The organism is Enterobacter sp. LU1, from assembly GCF_008271405.2.
In the GTDB taxonomy this organism is placed as follows: Bacteria; Pseudomonadota; Gammaproteobacteria; order Enterobacterales; family Enterobacteriaceae; genus Enterobacter; species Enterobacter hormaechei_C.
In genome coordinates, this window is the sequence record NZ_CP043438.2 from 3,042,863 (window position 1) to 3,064,667 (window position 21,805).

14 protein-coding genes are annotated in these 21,805 nt (G+C 55.3%); 6 read left to right on the forward strand and 8 right to left on the reverse strand.

Features of this window, described 5'->3' with window-relative positions:
- Positions 1-74: 74 nt before the first annotated feature.
- The 5 genes from FZF21_RS14535 to FZF21_RS14555 form a co-directional block, all read right to left on the reverse strand.
- On the reverse strand, positions 75-1,718 hold the full coding sequence (locus FZF21_RS14535) for a multidrug ABC transporter permease/ATP-binding protein (RefSeq protein ID WP_149121265.1): 1,644 nt from the start codon (positions 1,716-1,718) through the stop codon (positions 75-77).
- Between the two features lie 76 nt (positions 1,719-1,794).
- Entirely contained in the window at positions 1,795-2,445 is a 651-nt protein-coding gene (gene alkB, locus FZF21_RS14540; protein ID WP_003859395.1) for a DNA oxidative demethylase AlkB, read from the reverse strand.
- Positions 2,445-3,503, reverse strand: coding sequence for a bifunctional DNA-binding transcriptional regulator/O6-methylguanine-DNA methyltransferase Ada (ada, locus tag FZF21_RS14545; RefSeq protein ID WP_126805085.1), 1,059 nt, complete (start codon positions 3,501-3,503; stop codon positions 2,445-2,447). Before ada ends, alkB begins: the two co-directional genes overlap by 1 nt.
- Before the next feature lie 72 nt (positions 3,504-3,575).
- Positions 3,576-4,631 (reverse strand): FAD:protein FMN transferase ApbE, encoded by a 1,056-nt coding sequence (apbE, locus tag FZF21_RS14550; protein WP_015572290.1) that lies wholly within the window; start codon positions 4,629-4,631, stop codon positions 3,576-3,578.
- Between the two features lie 114 nt (positions 4,632-4,745).
- Positions 4,746-5,840, reverse strand: coding sequence for a porin OmpC (locus FZF21_RS14555; RefSeq protein WP_039270334.1), 1,095 nt, complete (start codon positions 5,838-5,840; stop codon positions 4,746-4,748).
- Positions 5,841-6,584: 744 nt separating this feature from the next.
- Here FZF21_RS14555 and rcsD point away from each other — a divergent pair.
- The gene (rcsD, locus tag FZF21_RS14560; RefSeq protein ID WP_017383411.1) at positions 6,585-9,257 is read left to right on the forward strand and encodes a phosphotransferase RcsD; all 2,673 of its coding nucleotides are present in this window, start codon (positions 6,585-6,587) and stop codon (positions 9,255-9,257) included.
- A 16-nt stretch (positions 9,258-9,273) separates the two neighbouring features.
- Positions 9,274-9,924 (forward strand): response regulator transcription factor RcsB, encoded by a 651-nt coding sequence (gene rcsB, locus FZF21_RS14565; protein ID WP_003859405.1) that lies wholly within the window; start codon positions 9,274-9,276, stop codon positions 9,922-9,924.
- Positions 9,925-10,035: 111 nt separating this feature from the next.
- On the opposite strand, the gene rcsC is transcribed toward rcsB, so the two are convergent.
- Positions 10,036-12,882, reverse strand: a complete 2,847-nt coding sequence (rcsC, locus tag FZF21_RS14570) for a two-component system sensor histidine kinase RcsC (protein WP_149121264.1) — start codon at positions 12,880-12,882, stop codon at positions 10,036-10,038.
- A 135-nt stretch (positions 12,883-13,017) separates the two neighbouring features.
- Positions 13,018-15,654, reverse strand: coding sequence for a DNA topoisomerase (ATP-hydrolyzing) subunit A (gene gyrA, locus FZF21_RS14575; RefSeq protein ID WP_017693022.1), 2,637 nt, complete (start codon positions 15,652-15,654; stop codon positions 13,018-13,020).
- 146 nt (positions 15,655-15,800) lie between these two features.
- Between gyrA and ubiG the strand changes: the two genes are divergently transcribed.
- The 4 genes from ubiG (at position 15,801) to yfaE (ending at position 20,649) form a co-directional block, all read left to right on the forward strand.
- A complete protein-coding gene (gene ubiG, locus FZF21_RS14580) occupies positions 15,801-16,529 on the forward strand; it encodes a bifunctional 2-polyprenyl-6-hydroxyphenol methylase/3-demethylubiquinol 3-O-methyltransferase UbiG (protein ID WP_006811346.1) in 729 nt (242 codons plus the stop codon).
- A gap of 349 nt (positions 16,530-16,878) precedes the next feature.
- Positions 16,879-19,164, forward strand: coding sequence for a class 1a ribonucleoside-diphosphate reductase subunit alpha (gene nrdA / locus FZF21_RS14585; RefSeq protein WP_023295072.1), 2,286 nt, complete (start codon positions 16,879-16,881; stop codon positions 19,162-19,164).
- Positions 19,165-19,264: 100 nt separating this feature from the next.
- Positions 19,265-20,395, forward strand: a complete 1,131-nt coding sequence (gene nrdB, locus FZF21_RS14590; RefSeq protein ID WP_032620274.1) for a class Ia ribonucleoside-diphosphate reductase subunit beta — start codon at positions 19,265-19,267, stop codon at positions 20,393-20,395.
- Positions 20,395-20,649, forward strand: a complete 255-nt coding sequence (yfaE, locus tag FZF21_RS14595; RefSeq protein ID WP_003859419.1) for a class I ribonucleotide reductase maintenance protein YfaE — start codon at positions 20,395-20,397, stop codon at positions 20,647-20,649. The genes nrdB and yfaE overlap by 1 nt, the downstream gene beginning before the upstream one ends.
- Before the next feature lie 83 nt (positions 20,650-20,732).
- On the opposite strand, the gene glpQ is transcribed toward yfaE, so the two are convergent.
- Complete coding sequence (gene glpQ / locus FZF21_RS14600; RefSeq protein ID WP_023304137.1) at positions 20,733-21,794, reverse strand: glycerophosphodiester phosphodiesterase; 1,062 nt, start codon at positions 21,792-21,794, stop codon at positions 20,733-20,735.
- Positions 21,795-21,805: the final 11 nt, after the last annotated feature.

The following is a 21,805-nucleotide window of genomic DNA, read 5'->3' on the forward strand; positions in this document are numbered from 1 at the left end:
GGCGGGTCGGGATGGAGAAAAAAACGGCATATATGAAAAATTAGTGTGCCGGGCGCCACCCGGCACAATTGCAATCAGGCCGTACGCGCCACCGCGTCCCGTGACGCCGCATCGCGCTCATCGCCGGTCAGCTCGCTCAGCTTGCCGTCGCGCATCTCCAGCAGACGGTCGGCGTGAATGAAGTAGTGATCGTCATGGCTGATGGCAAAAATGGTTTTTCCCATCGCCTGCATCAGCGGCAGCAGGACCTGATAAAACTCGCGACGGAAGTGCGGGTCCTGATCGGCGGCCCACTCATCCAGCAGGATGATGTCACGCTCCTCGGCCAGGGCCAGCAGCAGCGCCACGCGCTTCTTCTGCCCTTTCGACAGCTTCAGATTCAGGATTTTACCATCCTGGAGCTCCAGCTTGTGCGACATTTGCAGGTGCGCAAGCCACTTCTCCACCAGCGCCGGATCCGCCTGCTGCCCTTCCAGTCCCAGCAGCCGGTCGAACAGCCAGACGTCGGTAAATACCGCCGAGAAGAGCTTGCGGTAGTCCTCCGGTTTCTCCGCGCTCAGCGCTTTACCATCCAGCAAAATTTCACCCGCCTGCGGCTGGTAGAGGCCCGTCAGCAGCATCGCCAGCGTAGATTTGCCGCTGCCGTTGCCGCCGATAAGGAACAGCAGTTCGCCGCGATGAATGGTCAGGTTTATCGGCCCTACGGAGAAGGCGTTATCCTGATAGCGGAAGGTAACGTTACGCAGCTCCAGCGTTTGCCAGTTCGGGAAGGCCTGCGGGCGCGGGAACTCAGCCTTAAACGGCGCAAGGTCGAATTTCTTCAGCTTGTTGAAGGCCACCTGAGCGCTCAGCAGCGTCGGCAGTGCGCCAACGGCCGACAGCAGCGGCGTGCGTAAAAACAGCAGCGTCAGGGAGTAGGTTGCCGCCACGTTGGTATCCGCCCACCCCAGGCTGTTCGCCATCCAGAACACCAGGCCAATCGCGCCCAGCATCATGATGTTGGACCAGTTCACGGCGCTCAGGTGGAACGTATCGGCGCGGATAATGTGATGACGATATTCGTGCGCATCCGGGATATAAAGATGGTTGAAGATATGCTCGGCACGCTCGCGGTTCAGCGTCAGCTCTTTGCGCCCTTCCAGCACCGTCTGATAATCGTTATAGAGCTTGTCTTCCGTTTCGCGCAGCACTGCCATGTGCTTATAGACGCGTGATACCAGCAGGAACCCGCCCCAGATGGTAATAACAATCCACAGCGCCGTTACCGCCAGCATTTTGCTGGAGAGCCAGGCGAGATAGGCTGCCGAGCCAAATGTCAGGATGATCCCCTGCACCAGCTCCGGCAGGCGCACAAAGGCGATGGTAATGGCGCGCACATCGCTGGTCAGCCCCGCCAGCAGAGAGGCACTTCCCAGCTGTTCGATGCGTTCCACCTGAGTATCAAGGATCCGTTTGATGAACTCACTGCGCAGACGGAAAACGAAATGGTGGCCGAGGGCGGTCAGCGCCAGCTGTGACCCGAGCGTGACTGCCATCAGCAGCAGCAGTAAACCCAGAAATTCCGGCAGGACGGAGAGTGACGTGTCGACCATTTCGATCAAACGCACGTTAATGAAGGCAATCAGGCCGATCCCCAGCGCCGCGCTGGCAAGGCTTAACGCCATCACCGCGATAAAAGGCCAGCGATACTGCCGCCAGACAAGAAGAAGTAGTTGCATGCAGAGCAATCCGGACAAGAAAAATCAGCCAGCAGTGTAAACTGCCTTTCACACACATCAAGAATAATTCTTATTTTTATTCTCTGTATGCCGCCTGACGGAACGTGAGGTTGTAGCGAAATGCCCCCGCCACCGGGTGATCGCCAGGTTTAAGCGGCTGAATACCGTGGTAAAAAAGCCGTGATTCACCGCCCCAGACCACCACATCACCATGCTCCAGCATCAGCCGTTTGAGCGGGTCGTTGCGCCGCAGGCCGCCAAACTGAAAGACAGCGGGCAGCCCAAGGGATACCGAGACGATCGGCGCGCGCAGGTCCGGCTCGTCCTTATCCTGATGCAAGGAGAGCTTTGCCCCAACGGCATAGCGGTTGATAAGACAGGCATCGGGTCGAAAATCAGGATAGCCGGCCGCCACGGCGGCGTCATGACACAGCGCCTGAAACGCCTCCGGCATCGGCGGCCACGGCTGATCCGTCAGCGGATCGTTCGCGGCATATACATAGCCCCGCTCATTCGTCGCCCATCCCAGTTCGCCGCAGTTGGTCATCGCCACGGACATGGTATACCCGCCTGGCGTAACCATATGGCGAAATGGTGAACAAGCGGTAACGGCATCAATACCGTCGAACAGCGCCGCCGCGCGAGAAAGCGCGAAGCGTCTCAGGATCGTCGCCCCCGGCGCGAGCGGCTCGTGCCAGGGTTCAGCATCAGCAAAAAGATCGAGCATTATCCCTCCGGGTTGTTCGCCTCACGTTTCAACAATAGCATCTTACGCGCTGCTCCCCAGCGATAACCCGACAGCGCACCGTCGTTACGCACCACGCGGTGACAGGGGATGACTATCGCCAGTTTGTTGGCACCGCAGGCCCCCGCCACGGCACGTACGGCATTGGGTTTACCAATGGCCTTCGCCACCTGCTGATAGCTTGCCGTTTCACCGCAGGGGATAGCCCGCAGCGCCTGCCAGACCTGCTGCTGGAAGGCGGTACCACGGATATCCAGCGGCAGCGTCAGCGGCGTCGCGCGGCTGTCGACAGAGGCAATAACCTGCCGAACACGCCCGGCAAACGCGCCTTCCATCGGTTCACGGACGGCAAGCGGAAACAGTGACAGCAGCTCAGCCGTCAGCCCGGCGTCGTCATCACCCAGCAGTATTGCGCAGATCCCGCGCTCGCTTTCCGCCACCAGACAGCGGCCCAGCGAGCAGTCACTGATGGCATAGCGGACCGCAGCCTCTCTGTTGCGGTACTGTTTTGCCGTCATGCCCAGCGCGCCGTTGGCTTTACGGTAGTAGCTGCTGCCGTCCGGAAAGCCAGCGGCCAGTACGGCGTCGGTGATTTTACCGCCCTGTGCAAGCAGGGTGCGCAGGCGTTGTTCACGCGCGGCCTGCTGCCATGCTTTCGGCGTCATGCCGGTGACGGATTTAAACAAGCGGTGGAAATGGAACGGACTCATGGCAACCTGCTGCGCCAGTGCCTCCAGGTTCAGCGCGGCATCCTGTTCAAGCAGTCGACAGGCCAGCGCAATGTTGGCCTTTTTCTGCGCCATAGGGTCGACCTGGTCCGGCCTACAGCGCTTACAGGGGCGGAAACCCGCCTGCGCGGCCTGGTGAGCATCAGGATAAAAGCAGACATTTTTACGCAGCGCGTGGCGGGCGCGGCAGGACGGACGACAATAAATGCCGGTCGTCTGCACGGCAAAGACAAACTGGTTATCCGCACGCGGATCGCGGGCCAGTACGGCCTGCCAGCGATCCTCATCGGTAAGATAGGTTGTGTTTTTCATCATCGGCTCCTCTTACAAGCATACGCTCAGCTTGCCTGAACGCCACCGAACAAAAACCCGCAACCTTGCTTTTTAATTTTTTTCGCTCACCAGGAAGCTGTTGAACTGCGGCGAACTCCAGGTTTTAAATCCGTCAGCCTCTTTGGTGATCATATAGACGGCCAGCCCTTCCTGACGCACCACCTCTTTGGCCTTCTCCGTGCCGAGCACCATCAATCCGGTATCCCAGGCATCCGCTTCCAGCGCGGTTGGGGCTATCACCGTCACGGACACCAGGTTGTGGGTAATCGGGCGTCCGGTTTGCGGATCAATCACGTGCGAGATACGTTTGCCATCCAGCTCGTAATAGTTGCGGTAGCTTCCGGAGGTGCTGATACCGTGCCCGTTGATGTCGACAATCGCCTGCACCGCGTTCTGCTGATCGGTTGGTTTTTGGATGGCCACTCGCCACGGCCTGCCGCTGGCGTTCATGCCCCGGCTGACGAGCGCGCCCCCGACGGAAACCAGATAACGCGGAATGCCTTCCTGCGCCATCAGGGCCGCGAGATGATCCGCAGCATACCCCTCGCCTACCGTGGAGAGATCGACAAACAGGTCGGGAATATCTTTTTGCAGGTATTGCTGACCGTACTGGGAGATCACCGCCAGATGCTGTAACCCCGTACGGGCGCGGGCGTCGTCGATGGCGGCTTGATCGGGTGTAGTCACCGGCTGCTTGTTGGGGCCAAATCCCCACAGGTTCACCAGCGGCCCCACGGTCACATCCATTGCGCCGTTGGTTTTGTAGCCCACGCGCATGGATTCCGTGACGATATCGGCCATCGCTTCGCTCACCGGCCACAGCGAGGTGCTGCTGGAGCGATTGAAACGCATCAGCGCTGAGTCATTTTTATAGGTAGAGAGTAGCTGATCGTCGGCATCCAGCTGCGCCTGAATTTTACCGCGTAATTCTTCAGCGCGGGATTTATCAATATCCATCACGCTGACGCGCCAGAAGGTCCCCATGGTTTTCCCTTCCAGCACCGTCGCGGCGGGTGCGTCGATTTTTGCGGGCTGTGTGGAAGAGTCACACGCGGTCAGGAGTAAAAAAGTCGCCAGAACGCTGGCGCGTAAAAAAGTCATATCCATTGGTTATTATCCTCATGCCAGGGCGGCAAGAGTACACTAAAACAGCGTATTTGTAAGACCCTAAAAAAGCATGAAAAAAGGGGCCTGATGGCCCCTTTGTCGCTGTATGAGCAATTAGAACTGGTAAACCAGACCCAGCGCGACGATATCGTCAGTACCGATACCTGCTGCGCGAGTGAAGTCGTTCTCATCAACCAGGTTGATTTTGTAATCAACGTAGGTGGACATGTTTTTGTTGAAGTAGTAAGTCGCGCCAACATCAACATATTTCAGCAGATCCTGGTCGCCGTAGCCGTTTTCCAGGTCCTTACCTTTAGATTGCAGGTACGCCACGGATGGACGCAGACCGAAGTCGAACTGATACTGCGCAACCACTTCGAAGTTCTGCGCTTTGTTAGCCCAGCCCAGGTCGCCCGCACGGGTCGCGTTGTAAGTCTGAGTATACTGTGCAGCCAGGTAGATGTTGTTCGCGTCGTATTTCAGACCACCGGTGTAGGTCTCTGCGCGATCGCCTTCACCGTAGTAGCCCGCAGCGTTCTGGTCAGCAGTACGTTTAGAACTGGTAACTGCCGTACCGATAGCGAAGCCTTCGCCCAGATCGTAGGTCAGAGAGCCGCCGTAGCCATCACCGTTCTGACGCAGCGCGTCACGACCGTTGTTGGTCTGGCCTTCGCCGCTTGGGCTGCCGTTTTTACCCTGGTACTGCAACGCGAAGTTCAGACCATCAACCAGACCGAAGAAGTCCTGGTTACGGTAGGTCGCGAAGCCGTTACCACGCTGCTGCATGAAGTTGTCAGAACCGTAGGTATCGCCGCCGAATTCCGGCAGAACGTCGGTCCAGGAAGTCACATCGTAAACAACGCCGTAGTTACGACCGTAGTCGAATGAACCCGCATCAGCGAATTTCAGACCTGCGAACGCCACACGCGTCCATGAGTTGTTTTCGTTCTCACCAGAGTTACCCTGGATCTGGTATTCCCACTGGCCGTAACCGGTCAGCTGGTCGTTAACCTGAGTTTCGCCTTTGAAGCCCAGACGCATGTAGGTCTGGTCGCCGTCTGCACTGTCGTCATCAGAGAAATAGTGCAGACCATCCACTTTACCGTACAGATCTAATTTGTTGCCGTCTTTGTTATAAATTTCAGCCGCATTTGCTGCGCCTGCCACCAGCAGAGCTGGTACCAGGAGGGACAGTACTTTAACTTTCATTTTATTAACCCTCTGTTATATGCCTTATTATTTACCACTGCTTACTGGTCAACCCTCTTAACCAGTCGGCAAGTTCATTCTCCTCAAAAATGCAGAATAATCCAACAGGAATATGATACGAAAACTTTGAAGATGTTTCACTTTACCATCAACATGTTTCAATTTGTAAATTTGAAGGAACTTTTACAGAGCATAAATAGTTTAAAAATATAGCACGGATAATCAAAACAAAAATATATTCTATTTAATACAAGTGATTAGCTTAAAAAACAGTACAGCACTGAATGACAAAAAAATTCCCTTCAACACCACTAAAATAACTCTCGCTATCATCATTAACTTTATTTATTACCGTCATTCAGTTCTGAATGTCTGTTTATCCCTAATTGAACCGGATGCTTCGCATTCGGTTTTTTTTTACCTTTCTTTACGTCAGCCTACATTTTATGTGCTACCCCTCAGAAATGATAACGACTATTAACTAAATCCAGCATCCGGCTTTCACTGAATTCTTTTTTATGCTATTGAAATTAATTTCTTGTTTATTCGTGCTATTTTCCTGCCGGTGCGATCGCGTATTTATACATTTCACGGGGTTTTGTACACCTTTCATCCGGGGACGTTGAAGCCGCTTACCCGGATAAAAAGTCAAGGTCATACCGTTAACGACGCTGGAAATTCAGTTATTACCCTTTATACTGCCCTATCCCATTACCGCGCGGCCATTACGGGTTAAACACATCGATGAGTCAGACTGAAACTACCGCCCCGAGCAAATTCTCCCTTCTACCGGGCAGCATCACCCGTTTCTTTCTTCTGTTGATCGTTGTGCTGTTAGTCACAATGGGGGTGATGGTTCAGAGCGCCGTTAATACCTGGCTTAAAGATAAAAGCTATCAAATCGTCGATATCACCCATGCGGTGCATAAGCGCATTGATACGTGGCGCTATGCGACCTGGCAAATCTACGACAACATCGCTGCCGCGCCTGCCACCTCGTCAGGCGAAGGGTTGCAGGAAACGCGCCTTAAGCAGGATGTGTATTACCTTGAAAAACCGCAGCGCAAGACGGAAGCCCTGATTTTCGGCTCGCACGACAGCGCAACGCTTGAGATGACGCAGCGGATCTCCTCCTATCTGGACACCCTGTGGGGCGCCGAGACCGTACCGTGGTCAATGTATTACCTGAACGGTCAGGACAACAGCATGATCCTGATCTCGACCCTGCCGCTTAAGGATCTTTCGTCCGGCTTTAAAGAGACCACCGTTGGCAGTATTGTGGATTCCCGTCGGGCAGAAATGCTGCAACAGGCCAACGCGCTGGACGAGCGAGAAAGTTTCTCGTCACTACGCCGTCTTGCCTGGCAGAATGGCCACTACTTTACGCTGCGAACCACCTTTAACCAGCCGGGCCATCTGGCGACCGTGGTTGCCTTCGACCTGCCGATTAACGATCTCATCCCACCGGATATGCCGCTGGACAGTTTCCGTCTGGAGCCAGACAACAGCACCCAAAATATGCGCACGCCGTCGGATAAAGAAGGCGCGGACAGCGTAGCGATCTCCTTTAATGGCTCAAAGATTGAGATTGCCTCATCGCTCAACTCAACCGGTATGCGTCTGGTGTGGCAGGTGCCTTTTGGCACCCTGATGCTTGATACTCTGCAAAACATTCTGCTGCCGCTGTTGCTGAATATTGGCCTGCTGGCGCTGGCGCTGTTTGGCTACAGCACCTTCCGTTTCCAGTCGGGCCGCCAGAGCGACTCGACGTCGGTATCAGCCGGGACCAGCAACGAGTTGCGCATTCTTCGTGCCCTGAATGAAGAGATTATTTCTGTGCTACCGCTTGGGGTGCTCGTTCACGACCAGGAGGCTAACCGCACGGTAATGAGCAATAAAATTGCCGATCACCTTCTGCCGCATCTTAACCTGCAAAATATTACGGCCATGGCGGACCAGCACCAGGGCGTTATTCAGGCCACCGTTAATAATGAACTGTATGAGATCCGCCAGTTCCGCAGTCAGGTCGCCTCGCGCACGCAAATCTTCATCATTCGCGATCAGGATCGCGAAGTGCTGGTAAATAAAAAGCTCAAGCAGGCGCAAAGGCTGTACGAGAAAAACCAACATGGCCGCGCGGCGTTTATGCAAAATATTGGCGATGCCTTTAAACAACCGTTGAAGTCACTCGCCACGCAGATTGCTGATCTGAGCACGCCGGAAAGCCGACAGCTCAGCAGCCAGGCCGACTCCCTGGTTCGTCTGGTGGACGAAATCCAGCTTGCGAACATGCTGGAAAATGATATCTGGAAGGGCACCCCTACGCTCTTCTCCATCCAGGACCTGATTGATGAGGTGGTGCCGGAAGTCCTGCCGGTGATCAAGCGCAAGGGACTCCAGCTGCTGATCAACAACCATTTACCGGCCAACGACGAACGTCACGGCGATCGCGATGCCCTGCGTCGCATCCTGATGATGTTGATACAGTATGCCGTCACCACGACGCAGATCGGCAAGATCACCCTTGAAGTCAGCACCGATGAGTCCACCGACGATCGTCTGACGTTCCGCATTCTGGATACGGGCGAAGGCGTCACAGTGAGCGAAATTGATAACCTGCACTTCCCGTTCCTGAACGATACCCAGCGCGACCACTACGGCAAGGCGAATGCCCTCACCTTCTGGCTCTGCGATCAGCTGGCGCGTAAGCTGGGCGGTCATCTGAACATCAAGGCGCGCGAATCCCTCGGCACCCGCTACTCTTTACACGTGAAAATGGCGGCGAATCCCCAGGAAGAGGATGAAGAGCGTCTGCTGGACGATGTGGTGGTGATGGTGGATGTGACCTCCAGTGAGATCCGTAATATCGTCGTTCGTCAGCTGGAAAACTGGGGGGCGTCCTGCATTACCCCGGACGAAAGGCTCGCGAGTCAAGAATTTGATCTATTTTTAACTGATAATCCGTCTAATCTTACTGCCTCAGGCTTGCTTTTAAGCGATGATGAGCCAGGCGTGCGGAAAATCGGCCCTGGGCAGCTGCGCGTCAACTTTAATATGAGCAATGCAATGCAGGAAGCTGTATTACAACTGATTGAAGAGAATCTGGCGCAGGAAGAGATCCTGGAGTCACCGTTAGGCGGCGATGAAAATGCCGAACTCCATGCCAGCGGATATTATTCGCTCTTCGTTGATACAGTACCAGATGATGTTAAGCGGTTGTATACTGAGTCCGCTGCGCAGGATTTTGCAGCGCTGGCACAGACAGCACACCGGCTTAAAGGGGTGTTTGCCATGCTTAATCTGGTTCCCGGCAAGCAGTTATGTGAAACGCTGGAACATCTAATTCGTGAGAAAGATGCCTCTGGCATTGAAAAATACATCAGCGACATTGACGCTTACGTCAAGAGCTTGCTGTAGCAAGGTAGCCTTATACATGAACAATATGAACGTAATTATTGCCGATGACCATCCGATTGTACTGTTCGGTATTCGCAAATCACTTGAACAGATCGAGTGGGTGAATGTAGTCGGTGAATTTGAAGATTCCACAGCCCTCATTAACAACCTGCCTAAACTTGATGCGCACGTGCTCATTACCGATCTCTCCATGCCTGGAGATAAGTACGGTGATGGGATCACGCTCATCAAATACATTAAACGCCACTTCCCGGACATTTCGATCATTGTTCTGACCATGAACAATAACCCGGCGATCCTGAGCGCCGTTCTGGATCTCGATATTGAAGGGATTGTGCTGAAACAAGGCGCACCTACCGATCTGCCAAAAGCGTTGGCGGCGCTACAGAAAGGGAAAAAATTCACTCCTGAGAGCGTCTCACGCCTGCTTGAAAAAATCAGTGCGGGTGGCTATGGCGACAAGCGTCTCTCGCCTAAAGAGAGTGAAGTACTGCGTCTGTTCGCTGAAGGTTTCCTGGTCACTGAAATCGCCAAAAAGCTGAACCGCAGTATTAAAACCATCAGTAGCCAGAAAAAATCCGCGATGATGAAGCTGGGTGTGGATAACGATATCGCCCTGCTGAACTATCTCTCTTCCGTGACGCTGAGCGCAACGGACAAAGATTGATCTTCGCTGTCTACGCCGGGTGGCGCTCGCGCTTACCCGGCCTACAGACCCCGTAGGCCCGCGCAAGCGCCGCGCCGCCGGGTACATAAAAAAGGCCCTTTCGGGCCTTTTTTATTGTCTCGCTTTTCGTACCCGCTCCGCATACACGGACAGTGTCTGCTTCAGTACATCCAGCGTGACCGGCTTCGACAGGCAGCTGTCCATTCCCGACTCCAGACAGCGCTGCTTCTCCTCCGCCAGCGCGTTGGCTGTCACGCCCACCACCGGCAGCGTCAGCCCCAGCTGTCGGATACGCTGCGTCAGACGGTAGCCGTCCATGTTAGGCATGTTCACATCGCTGAGCACAATATCAATATGGTTCTTACTTAAGACATTCAGGGCATCCACGCCATCATTGGCCGTTTTACACTGATAGCCCAGAGAGCCAAGCTGATCTGCGAGCAGACGACGGTTAATCGGATGATCGTCGACGACCAGAATCATCATATCGTCGTTCACCGACGCCAGCTCATCAGGGGAAGCCAGCACGGTGGCGCCGTCGCTGTCCTCAAGCTGCACGCTGTAAATACGCGCCAGCAAGCCCAGCAGCTCGTGCGGTGTCGCCACGCTGTGCACCCATACCCCAGGCGAATGCTCAAGCGGAATACCGATATGACGGCGGCAGAACATCACTACGCCGCGCCCCGCCCACGCCTGCTCCGGCTCAACGTCGGTGATCAGCATGTCATCCGCGTCCGGCGTCTGGCCTTCGTAGCGTGAAACCCGCACGCCGCTGCTGGTCAGCATCGAGGTCAGGAAATCATGTAAGGAGGCGTTGTGCACCGCCAGCCAGCAGTGCTTATCGCTCAGCCCGTCGACGGTGGTTTTCGCCGGATAGTGCGCCGAATAGAGCGGAATACGAATGGTGAACTGGCTGCCCATGCCTGGCTCTGTATCGACGGAGATATCTCCATCCATCATACTGATAAGCTTCTCGCAAATCGCCAGACCTAGCCCGGTCCCCTGGAAATTACGCTGGACGCCGGTTCCCACCTGGAAGAACGGATCGAACAGGCGAACGACCTCTTTCGCCGGAATGCCAACACCCGTGTCGCGCACGCGAATGGTCAGGTACTCCCCTGCCCGACAGACGTGCAGCACAATACAGCCGATATCGGTGAATTTGATGGCGTTGCTCAGCAGGTTTGAGATGACCTGTTGCAGACGCATCGGATCGCCATGCAGCGTCAGCGGCACATCCGGCTCGATAAAGCAGTACAGCCCAAGCTGTTTACGCACCACCAGCGGCAGGTAGTTAGCGCAGATATGGTTCATCACTTCGCGCGGGGAGAACTCGCGCGGCTCTATTTTCAACTGCTCGGATTCAATTTTAGAGAAATCGAGAATATCGCTGATGATTTTCAGCAGCAGGCTGGACGAGTTGTTCATGGCCGTCACCAGCCGGTCGACGCCTTTCGGCAGCTCTTTGGTCTGGAGCAGATCGAGGTTACCGATAATGCCGTACAGCGGCGTTCGCAGCTCATGGCTGACGGTCGCGAGGAACATCGATTTCGACTGACTGGCCTGCTCCGCCGCCTGCGCCATATCCTGCAACGACTCTTCCATTTTCACGCGCGCAGAGACGTCCACCAGCACGCAAATGGCCACGTTTTCATTGCGGTAGCGCGAATGGACGAAGCTGATTTGCAGGTTGGTGTGGGTGCTGGTCAGCACATCCACAAAGTTAACCTGCTGACCGCAGATGATCTGCGTTAACCGCTGGCGGTCTTCATGCGTGAGCATGTTCAGGTAGTTATGGGCAAGCTCATTACTGAGGATATTTGTCCCGTCCTGAGTACGCAGGATGCAGATCCCCACCGGCGCCGAGGCGACAATTTTACGGTTAAACTGCTCATGCTCTTCCAGACGCTGAGCATCCGCTTCCGCCGGAATAAAGATCCGCCGCTCATACATTCTCGCCAGCATAAACAGCGCGACGCCTACCGCGATGTTCAGCAAAATGGCGTTAAGGATCAGGATGCGAATGCGCTCCAGCACCTTGTCCACCGGCAGCGAGTAGACAATGCTCAGCGACGATGGCGGTAAACTTTTCTTCAGCACCAGCTCGCGGAACCCGGAGGTATAGCCAAACCATGACCGCTCCTGCATCCAGCTGGGCTCCACCTTCAGGCGGTTTTCAGGCCCGGTAAGGGAGATGAGCGAATGGCCGTTTTCATCCAGAATGGTCACGCCCATCGGCAGACTGCCCGGCGTGAAGAAGTTTTCCATGCGGATGGTTTGTTCAATCCCCAGCAGCGCTTGCAGGCGGTTTCCGAGGTAAACCGGAGTCAGGGCATAGAAATAGCCGACGCCCATGCGCGGCCCCTGGCTTATCCAGAAGATGTTGTTCCCGCGCTCTTCCTGAGGCGCATTGCGGTATTTAACTATGCGCTCATGCAGGCTTTTCAGCGCATCTTCGCGTTCGACGGGCATATCCCGCAGGCCGAAATCCGCCATGCAGAGATTTTCGTTGCTAATCAGGTAGACGCGGTTCAGATCGTAGGCGGCCGAGAAGTTATCGCGCCAGTAGCGCATAAACCATGACAGGGACTCCAGTGAACCACGCCAGGCTTTGCCCATGGCGGAACAATCGGAGTCCGGGAAGAGCGGTTCGAAATCAGGTACTTCGGTTTTTTCATCCCGACCGCGGATAGCAAGAATGCCGTTCTCCGCCGTGAGTCGATTCTCAGCAATATACTTAAGCTCTTTCATCACGTCAGACGTGCGCTGGATATAGCGCTGAGCCTGATCCGAGCTTAAGTTAAACTCCTGGCGGATCTCCGCTTCCTTCTGGTGTAACGCGTTAACGATGTAAAACACCGAGAGCAGTGCCACCAGCAACCATAGCAGTAGCGCAAGCGCCCGAAACAGATAGCGAGAGACTTTTAACGTGGTACGAAAGGAGACGAGGTATTTCAAAGGGGCGAGGCTCCGCCGTCGGGGTCAAAAAGAATGTGGTTAAGGTAGCGGTAAACGCGGCTTGTCGCAACGTTCACTTGTCTGCTTGCGCAAAACAAAAGGGCCGGAAACCGGCCCTTTATGCGTCAGGAGACGTTACTCGTCAGCGTCATCCGCTACTTCATCATCGGTGTCCGCTTCCGGGGCGATTTCATCATCCCCTTCCGCAACGCTGCCGTCGATAGAGTCGAGCTCTTCGTCATCCACCGGCTCAGCAACGCGTTGCAGACCGACGACGTTTTCATCTTCCGCAGTGCGGATGAGGATTACGCCCTGGGTGTTACGACCCACCACGCTGATCTCAGACACGCGGGTACGCACCAGCGTACCGGCATCGGTGATCATCATGATCTGGTCCGCGTCGTCCACCTGCACCGCGCCAACAACGGAACCGTTGCGCTCGGTCACTTTGATGGAGATAACGCCCTGCGTGCCGCGAGACTTGGTCGGGTATTCGCTTTCCGCCGTACGTTTACCGTAACCGTTCTGGGTGACGGTCAGGATTGCGCCTTCGCCACGAGGAACGATCAGGGAAACCACGCTGTCTTCACCCGCCAGCTTGATACCACGCACGCCGGTCGCCGTACGACCCATTGCGCGCACGGCGTTCTCTTTAAAGCGCACCACTTTACCGGCGGCAGAGAACAGCATGACTTCATCAGAACCGGAGGTCAGATCCACGCCGATCAGCTCATCGCCTTCGTTCAGGTTCACCGCGATGATCCCGGCAGAACGTGGACGGCTGAACTCGGTCAGCGCGGTTTTCTTCACGGTACCGCTCGCGGTCGCCATAAAGACGTTCACGCCCTCTTCGTACTCGCGTACCGGCAGAATAGCGGTGATACGTTCGTTCGCTTCCAGCGGCAGCAGGTTGACGATAGGACGACCCCGCGCGCCACGGCTCGCTTCCGGCAGCTGATAGACTTTCATCCAGTACAGACGGCCCCGGCTGGAGAAGCAGAGGATCGTGTCGTGGGTGTTGGCCACCAGCAGACGGTCAATGAAGTCTTCTTCTTTAATACGCGCCGCAGATTTGCCTTTACCGCCACGACGCTGTGCTTCGTAGTCGGTCAACGGCTGATACTTCACGTAGCCCTGGTGAGACAGCGTCACTACCACGTCTTCGCGGTTGATCAGATCTTCAATGTTGATATCAGAGCTATTGGCTGTGATTTCGGTGCGACGCTCGTCGCCGAACTGATCGCGAACCAGCTCCAGCTCTTCACGGATCACTTCCATCAGGCGCTCTGCGCTACCCAGGATATGCAGCAGCTCGGCAATCTGCTCCAGCAGCTCTTTGTACTCGTCGAGCAGTTTTTCATGCTCAAGGCCGGTCAGTTTCTGCAAACGCAGATCCAGAATCGCCTGGGCCTGCTGTTCAGTCAGGTAGTACTGACCGTCACGCACGCCGAATTCCGGTTCCAGCCACTCAGGACGCGCAGCGTCATCACCGGCACGTTCCAGCATTGCCGCCACGTTGCCCAGATCCCATGGACGCGCAACCAGCGACGCCTTCGCTTCTGCCGGCGTCGGCGCACGGCGGATCAGCTCGATGATCGGGTCGATGTTCGCCAGCGCAACGGCCAGTGCTTCAAGGATATGGGCACGGTCGCGCGCTTTGCGCAGTTCGAAGATGGTACGACGGGTCACCACTTCACGGCGGTGACGCACGAACGCGCTCAGGATCTCTTTCAGGTTCATGATCTTCGGCTGACCATGGTGCAGCGCAACCATGTTGATACCGAAGGAGACCTGAAGCTGAGTCTGGGAATAAAGGTTGTTCAGCACAACTTCACCCACCGCGTCGCGCTTGATTTCAATCACGATGCGCATACCGTCTTTATCAGACTCGTCACGCAGCGCGCTGATGCCTTCAACGCGTTTTTCTTTTACCAGCTCGGCGATTTTTTCAATCAGTCGCGCTTTGTTCACCTGATACGGGATCTCGTGAACAATAATGGTTTCACGGCCGGTTTTAGCGTCCGCTTCCACTTCGGCGCGGGCACGGATGTAAATCTTGCCGCGACCGGTGCGGTACGCTTCTTCAATACCGCGACGGCCATTGATGATTGCCGCCGTCGGGAAGTCCGGGCCCGGGATGTGTTCCATCAGCCCTTCAATGCTGATGTCTTCATCGTCAATGTAGGCCAGGCAGCCGTTGATCACTTCCGTGATATTGTGCGGTGGAATGTTGGTTGCCATACCGACGGCGATACCGGACGAACCGTTCACCAGCAGGTTTGGGATCTTCGTTGGCATAACGTCAGGAATTTTTTCCGTGCCGTCGTAGTTATCAACGAAATCAACCGTCTCTTTTTCCAGGTCAGCCATCAGCTCATGGGCAATCTTCGCCAGACGGATTTCCGTATAACGCATTGCCGCGGCGGAGTCGCCGTCGATAGAACCAAAGTTACCCTGACCATCTACCAGCATGTAACGCAGCGAGAAGGGCTGCGCCATACGGACAATGGTGTCGTACACCGCGGAATCACCATGAGGATGGTATTTACCGATTACGTCACCAACGACACGGGCAGATTTTTTGTAGGCTTTATTCCAGTCATTGCCCAATACGTTCATGGCGTATAGTACGCGACGGTGTACCGGCTTCAGGCCATCGCGGACGTCCGGCAGCGCACGGCCAACAATGACCGACATCGCATAGTCCAGATAGGAGCTTTTCAGCTCTTCCTCGATGTTAACCGGTGTAATTTCTCTCGCAAGGTCGCTCATCTAACCGCTATCCCTCTACTGTATCCCGGATTCAAAGGTCGCAAATTATAACACAGCCGCGGTGATACAGGTAAACCTATACGCTTTATTCACAGGGATTGCCTGATATACTCATTTGTCTTGCTAAATAAGGAGTAAAAGCGCCCATGAATGCCGAAAAATCCCCGGTGGCTCACAACGTTGACCACGAAGAGATTGCCAAATTTGAAGCGGTGGCGTCCCGCTGGTGGGATCTCGAAGGTGAGTTCAAACCTCTGCATCGTATTAACCCGCTGCGTCTGGGCTATATCGCGGAGCGTTCCGGCGGTCTGTTCGGTAAGAAAGTGCTCGACGTCGGCTGCGGCGGCGGCATCCTGGCGGAAAGTATGGCGCGTGAAGGGGCCACCGTCACCGGTCTGGACATGGGCTTCGAACCTCTACAGGTTGCGCGTCTTCATGCGCTGGAGTCCGGCGTACAGGTAGAATATGTCCAGGAAACCGTGGAAGAGCACGCGGCAAAACATGCGCACCAGTATGACGTGGTGACCTGCATGGAGATGCTGGAGCACGTTCCCGATCCGCAGTCGGTGGTCAGCGCCTGTGCAAAACTGGTGAAACCGGGTGGACAGGTCTTCTTCTCGACCATCAACCGCAACGGCAAAGCCTGGCTGATGGCCGTGGTAGGCGCGGAATACGTGCTGCGCATGGTGCCGAAAGGGACGCACGACGTGAAGAAGTTCATCAAGCCTGCCGAACTGCTGGGCTGGGTTGACCAGACATGGCTTAAGGAGCAGCACATGACGGGCCTGCACTACAATCCGCTGACGGATAAATTCAAACTTGCCCCGGGCGTGGATGTTAACTATATGTTGCACACAACCGCCAAAAACGACTAACGTCATCCGTTATTCTTATAATGATTGCGCGACATCATGTTGCGCAATTCTGACCTCCCGTTGAAGAAATCAGCACTCGATCAAATTTTGAATTTTTTTTCTTAATTATTGACATCTCTTCCAGGCCTTACGGCACGAGGACTTAGCCTTTTTTACCCTTTCACAACCTCAATTTAACGTCAAAATCAACCCTTGTGCTGAAAAGATTCGATACTAGAATACTCACCATATAGCGTTCTTCTTATCGCAAAACCCCTATATGTAGTATTTATCCACAGAGTTAGTCACAAGACGGTTCTGTGGATAAGCGGGGGATATTTTTTTATTTCACGGACAGGTAAAAACCCACATGAATCAGAGTCTGCTGGTGACAAAGCGCGACGGTACCACCGAGCGTATCAATCTGGACAAAATCCATCGAGTTCTCGACTGGGCAGCAGAAGGACTGAACAACGTATCTATCTCCCAGGTTGAACTGCGTTCTCACATTCAGTTCTACGACGGCATCAAAACGTCTGATATCCACGAAACCATTATCAAAGCCGCGGCAGATCTGATCTCCCGCGACGCACCGGATTATCAGTACCTCGCTGCGCGTCTGGCGATTTTCCACCTGCGTAAAAAAGCCTACGGCCAGTTCGAGCCGCCGAAGCTTTACGATCACGTAGTTAAAATGGTCGAGCTGGGCAAATACGACACGCATCTGCTGGAAGACTATACGGAAGAAGAGTTCGAGCAGATGAACGGGTTTATCGATCACTGGCGCGACATGAACTTCTCCTACGCGGCGGTGAAGCAGCTCGAAGGCAAATACCTGGTTCAGAACCGTGTGACGGGCGAAATCTACGAGAGCGCCCAGTTCCTCTATATTCTGGTGGCCGCCTGCCTGTTCTCTAACTACCCGCGTGAGACCCGTCTGGACTACGTGAAGCGTTTCTACGATGCGGTCTCTACGTTCAAGATTTCTCTGCCTACGCCAATCATGTCTGGCGTGCGTACCCCTACCCGTCAGTTCAGCTCCTGCGTACTGATCGAGTGTGGTGACAGCCTGGATTCCATCAACGCGACCTCCAGCGCCATCGTGAAATACGTCTCCCAGCGTGCCGGTATCGGCATCAACGCCGGTCGTATCCGTGCGCTGGGCAGCCCGATCCGCGGCGGTGAAGCGTTCCACACCGGCTGTATTCCGTTCTACAAGCACTTCCAGACGGCAGTAAAATCCTGCTCTCAGGGCGGCGTGCGTGGTGGTGCAGCGACCCTGTTCTACCCGATGTGGCACCTGGAAGTGGAAAGCCTGCTGGTTCTGAAAAACAACCGCGGCGTGGAAGGCAACCGCGTGCGTCACATGGACTACGGCGTGCAGATCAACAAGCTGATGTACACCCGTCTGCTGAAAGGGGAAGACATCACCCTGTTCAGCCCGTCCGACGTCCCGGGTCTGTACGACGCGTTCTTCGCCGATCAGGACGAGTTCGAGCGTCTGTACACCAAATATGAAAAAGACGACAGCATCCGCAAGCAGCGCGTGAAAGCGGTCGATCTGTTCTCCCTGATGATGCAGGAACGTGCCTCTACCGGCCGTATCTACATCCAGAACGTTGACCACTGCAACACCCACAGCCCGTTCGATCCGGTGGTTGCCCCAGTGCGCCAGTCCAACCTGTGCCTGGAGATCGCCCTGCCGACCAAACCGCTGGAAGACGTGAACGACGAAAACGGTGAAATCGCGCTCTGTACGCTGTCCGCGTTCAACCTGGGTGCGATTAAGAGCCTGGACGAGCTGGAAGAGCTGGCGGTGCTGGCGGTTCGTGCGCTCGACGCCCTGCTGGATTACCAGGATTACCCAATCCCGGCGGCAAAACGCGGCGCAATGGGCCGTCGCACTTTAGGTATCGGCGTGATCAACTTCGCCTACTGGCTGGCGAAAAACGGCAAGCGTTACTCCGACGGCAGCGCCAACAATCTGACGCACCAGACGTTCGAAGCGATCCAGTACTACCTGATGAAAGCCTCTAACGAGCTGGCGAAAGAGCAAGGCGCGTGCCCGTGGTTCAACGAAACCACCTACGCGAAAGGCATTCTGCCGATCGACACCTACAAAAAAGACCTGGATGCGATCGTCAGCGAGCCGCTGCACCTCGACTGGGAAGGCCTGCGCGAGTCCATTAAAACTCACGGCCTGCGTAACTCCACGCTCTCTGCCCTGATGCCGTCCGAGACCTCTTCGCAGATCTCCAACGCCACCAACGGTATTGAGCCACCGCGCGGCCACGTCAGCATCAAAGCGTCGAAAGACGGCGTGCTGCGTCAGGTGGTGCCGGATTACGAAACGCTGGGTGACAACTACGAGCTGCTGTGGGAAATGCCAAACAACGACGGCTATCTGCAACTGGTGGGTATCATGCAGAAGTTTATCGACCAGTCGATCTCTGCCAATACCAACTACGACCCGACGCGCTTCCCGTCTGGCAAGGTTCCGATGCAGCAACTGCTGAAAGACTTGCTCACCGCCTACAAATTTGGCGTGAAAACGCTGTACTATCACAACACCCGTGATGGTGCGGAAGACGCCCAGGACGACCTGGTGCCGTCAATTCAGGACGATGGCTGCGAAAGCGGCGCATGTAAGATCTAAGCACTTCGCCGGGTGGCGCTACGCTTACCCGGCCTACGGTTTTGTAGGCCCGGCAAACGCAGTGCCGCCGGGCAATAAAATCTCAACAGGACTCACCGCAATGGCATATACCACCTTTTCACAGACGAAAAACGACCAGCTCAAAGAGCCGATGTTCTTCGGCCAGCCGGTCAACGTGGCACGCTACGATCAGCAAAAATATGACATCTTCGAAAAGCTGATTGAAAAGCAACTCTCCTTCTTCTGGCGTCCGGAAGAAGTTGACGTTTCCCGCGACCGTATCGATTTCCAGGCGCTGCCGGAACACGAAAAGCACATCTTCCTCAGCAACCTGAAGTACCAGACGCTGCTGGACTCCATCCAGGGCCGTAGTCCAAACGTGGCGCTGCTGCCGCTGATCTCGATTCCTGAGCTGGAAACCTGGGTAGAGACCTGGGCGTTCTCCGAGACGATCCACTCCCGCTCTTACACCCACATCATCCGCAACATCGTGAACGATCCGGCGGTGGTGTTTGACGATATCGTCACCAATGAGCAGATCCAGAAGCGCGCGGAAGGCATTGCGCACTACTACGACGAGCTGATCGAGATGACCAGCTACTGGCATCTGATGGGCGAAGGCACGCATAACGTGAACGGCAAAACCATTACCGTAAACCTGCGGGCCCTGAAAAAGCAGCTGTACCTGTGCCTGATGAGCGTTAACGCGCTGGAAGCAATCCGCTTCTACGTAAGCTTCGCCTGCTCCTTCGCTTTTGCCGAGCGCAAGCTGATGGAAGGTAACGCCAAAATTATCCGCCTGATCGCCCGTGACGAAGCCCTGCACCTGACCGGCACCCAGCATATGCTGAACCTGCTGCGCAGCGGCGCGGACGACCCGGAAATGGCTGCGATTGCCGAAGAGTGCAAGCAGGAATGCTACGATCTGTTCGTGCTGGCCGCCCAGCAGGAGAAAGAGTGGGCAGACTACCTGTTCCGCGACGGCTCCATGATTGGCCTGAACAAAGACATTCTGTGCCAGTACGTGGAGTACATCACTAACATCCGCATGCAGGCTGTGGGTCTCGATCTGCCATTCCAGACGCGCTCTAACCCGATTCCGTGGATCAACACCTGGCTGGTGTCCGATAACGTGCAGGTTGCGCCGCAGGAAGTGGAAGTGAGTTCTTATCTGGTCGGTCAGATTGATTCTGAAGTCAACACCGACGACCTGAGCGATTTCCAGCTCTGATGAGCCGCGTAACGCTGAGCCTTTCTGGTACAGAGGTGTTGTGCCAGGAAGAGCACCCTTCTCTGCTGGTGGCGCTTGAAGCGCATCAGGTAGAAGTAGAGTACCAGTGTCGTGAAGGCTACTGCGGCTCCTGCCGCTGCCGTCTGGTCGCAGGCCAGGTAGACTGGCTGACCGAACCGCTGGCCTTTATCAGTGAAGGGGAGATTTTGCCCTGCTGCTGCCGGGCAAAAGGCGATATTGAGATCGAGATGTAATTATGTCGGGTGGCGCTTCGCTGACCCGACCTACAAAACCGCAGTTCGTAGGCCGGGTAAGGCGCAGCCGCCACCCGGCAATTTCAGCGTTTATCCTTCAAAAAGCTCACCGCTTTATCCGGGAAATCCGTAAACACCCCGTCCACATCCGCCTGGTTATACAGTACGTCGTAAAGCTGATTCACGTCCGTCGCATACTCCGGCAGCTGGTCTGCGCGTACGGTATACGGATGCACCTGCATCTTGCTCGCATGCGCCTCTTTCACCATCGCCGTCAGCTTCACGTGACCCGGCGTTGAGCCTTCCGCCACCAGCATGTGGTAATCCGGCCCGATGCCGTCGGCGTACTGCGCAATCTGCTTCATCGCGCCCGGCTTAAACATCCAGTCGTAGGTGTAGTTCACCCACTTCCCGTCCGGCTGTTTTTCCTGGGTTTCATTCCAGTCGGTATACGCAATCAGCTGCACCAGATTGAGATCCATCCCCATTTTCGGCTCCAGCTCGGTTTTGATGCGCTTCAGTTCCGCGGCGTCGAAACATTGCAGGAAAACCTTATCCTGCTTGCTGGTGTAGCCGTACTTTTTCAGTACCTCCAGCGTCTTCGCGGCAATGTCCTTCCCTTCCTGATGGTGGAACCACGGCGCTTTGATTTCCGGGTAGATACCGATATTTTTTCCTGTCGAGTGGTTCAGCCCCTGAACAAACTCGATCTCCTCTTCGAAGGTGTGAATACGGAAGTCAGACTTGCCCATCGGGAAACGTCCCGGATAGACCTGTACCTTCTTACCGTTTTCAATCTCGAAGCCCTCGGTAAACTTCAGCGAGCGGATCTCCGCCAGCGTGAAGTCGATGGCGTAGTAGCGACCATCTTTACGGGCGCGATCCGGGAAACGTTCCGCCACGTCCGTCACGCGGTCAAGATAGTGGTCATGCAGAACGACCAGCTGGTCGTCCTTCGTCATCACCAGATCCTGCTCCAGATAATCCGCGCCCTGGGCATAGGCCATCGCTTTTGCCGGCAGCGTATGCTCCGGCAGATAACCGCTGGCGCCACGGTGGGCGATCACGATCTTATCCGCCGCCAGCGCGGAGCCTGTCATCAGGCCCGCCAGCAGCAGGCCTGTCGCTAACTGAGTTAATTTCATCGCAATGCTCC

Coding starts and splice junctions, on each gene's coding strand:
- FZF21_RS14535 (WP_149121265.1), bottom strand. CDS start 1,718: ATGCAACTACTTCTTCTTGTCTGGCGGCAGTATCGCTGGCCTTTTATC.
- alkB (WP_003859395.1), bottom strand. CDS start 2,445: ATGCTCGATCTTTTTGCTGATGCTGAACCCTGGCACGAGCCGCTCGCG.
- ada (WP_126805085.1), bottom strand. CDS start 3,503: ATGAAAAACACAACCTATCTTACCGATGAGGATCGCTGGCAGGCCGTA.
- apbE (WP_015572290.1), bottom strand. CDS start 4,631: ATGGATATGACTTTTTTACGCGCCAGCGTTCTGGCGACTTTTTTACTC.
- FZF21_RS14555 (WP_039270334.1), bottom strand. CDS start 5,840: ATGAAAGTTAAAGTACTGTCCCTCCTGGTACCAGCTCTGCTGGTGGCA.
- rcsD (WP_017383411.1), top strand. CDS start 6,585: ATGAGTCAGACTGAAACTACCGCCCCGAGCAAATTCTCCCTTCTACCG.
- rcsB (WP_003859405.1), top strand. CDS start 9,274: ATGAACAATATGAACGTAATTATTGCCGATGACCATCCGATTGTACTG.
- gyrA (WP_017693022.1), bottom strand. CDS start 15,654: ATGAGCGACCTTGCGAGAGAAATTACACCGGTTAACATCGAGGAAGAG.
- ubiG (WP_006811346.1), top strand. CDS start 15,801: ATGAATGCCGAAAAATCCCCGGTGGCTCACAACGTTGACCACGAAGAG.
- nrdA (WP_023295072.1), top strand. CDS start 16,879: ATGAATCAGAGTCTGCTGGTGACAAAGCGCGACGGTACCACCGAGCGT.
- nrdB (WP_032620274.1), top strand. CDS start 19,265: ATGGCATATACCACCTTTTCACAGACGAAAAACGACCAGCTCAAAGAG.
- yfaE (WP_003859419.1), top strand. CDS start 20,395: ATGAGCCGCGTAACGCTGAGCCTTTCTGGTACAGAGGTGTTGTGCCAG.
- glpQ (WP_023304137.1), bottom strand. CDS start 21,794: ATGAAATTAACTCAGTTAGCGACAGGCCTGCTGCTGGCGGGCCTGATG.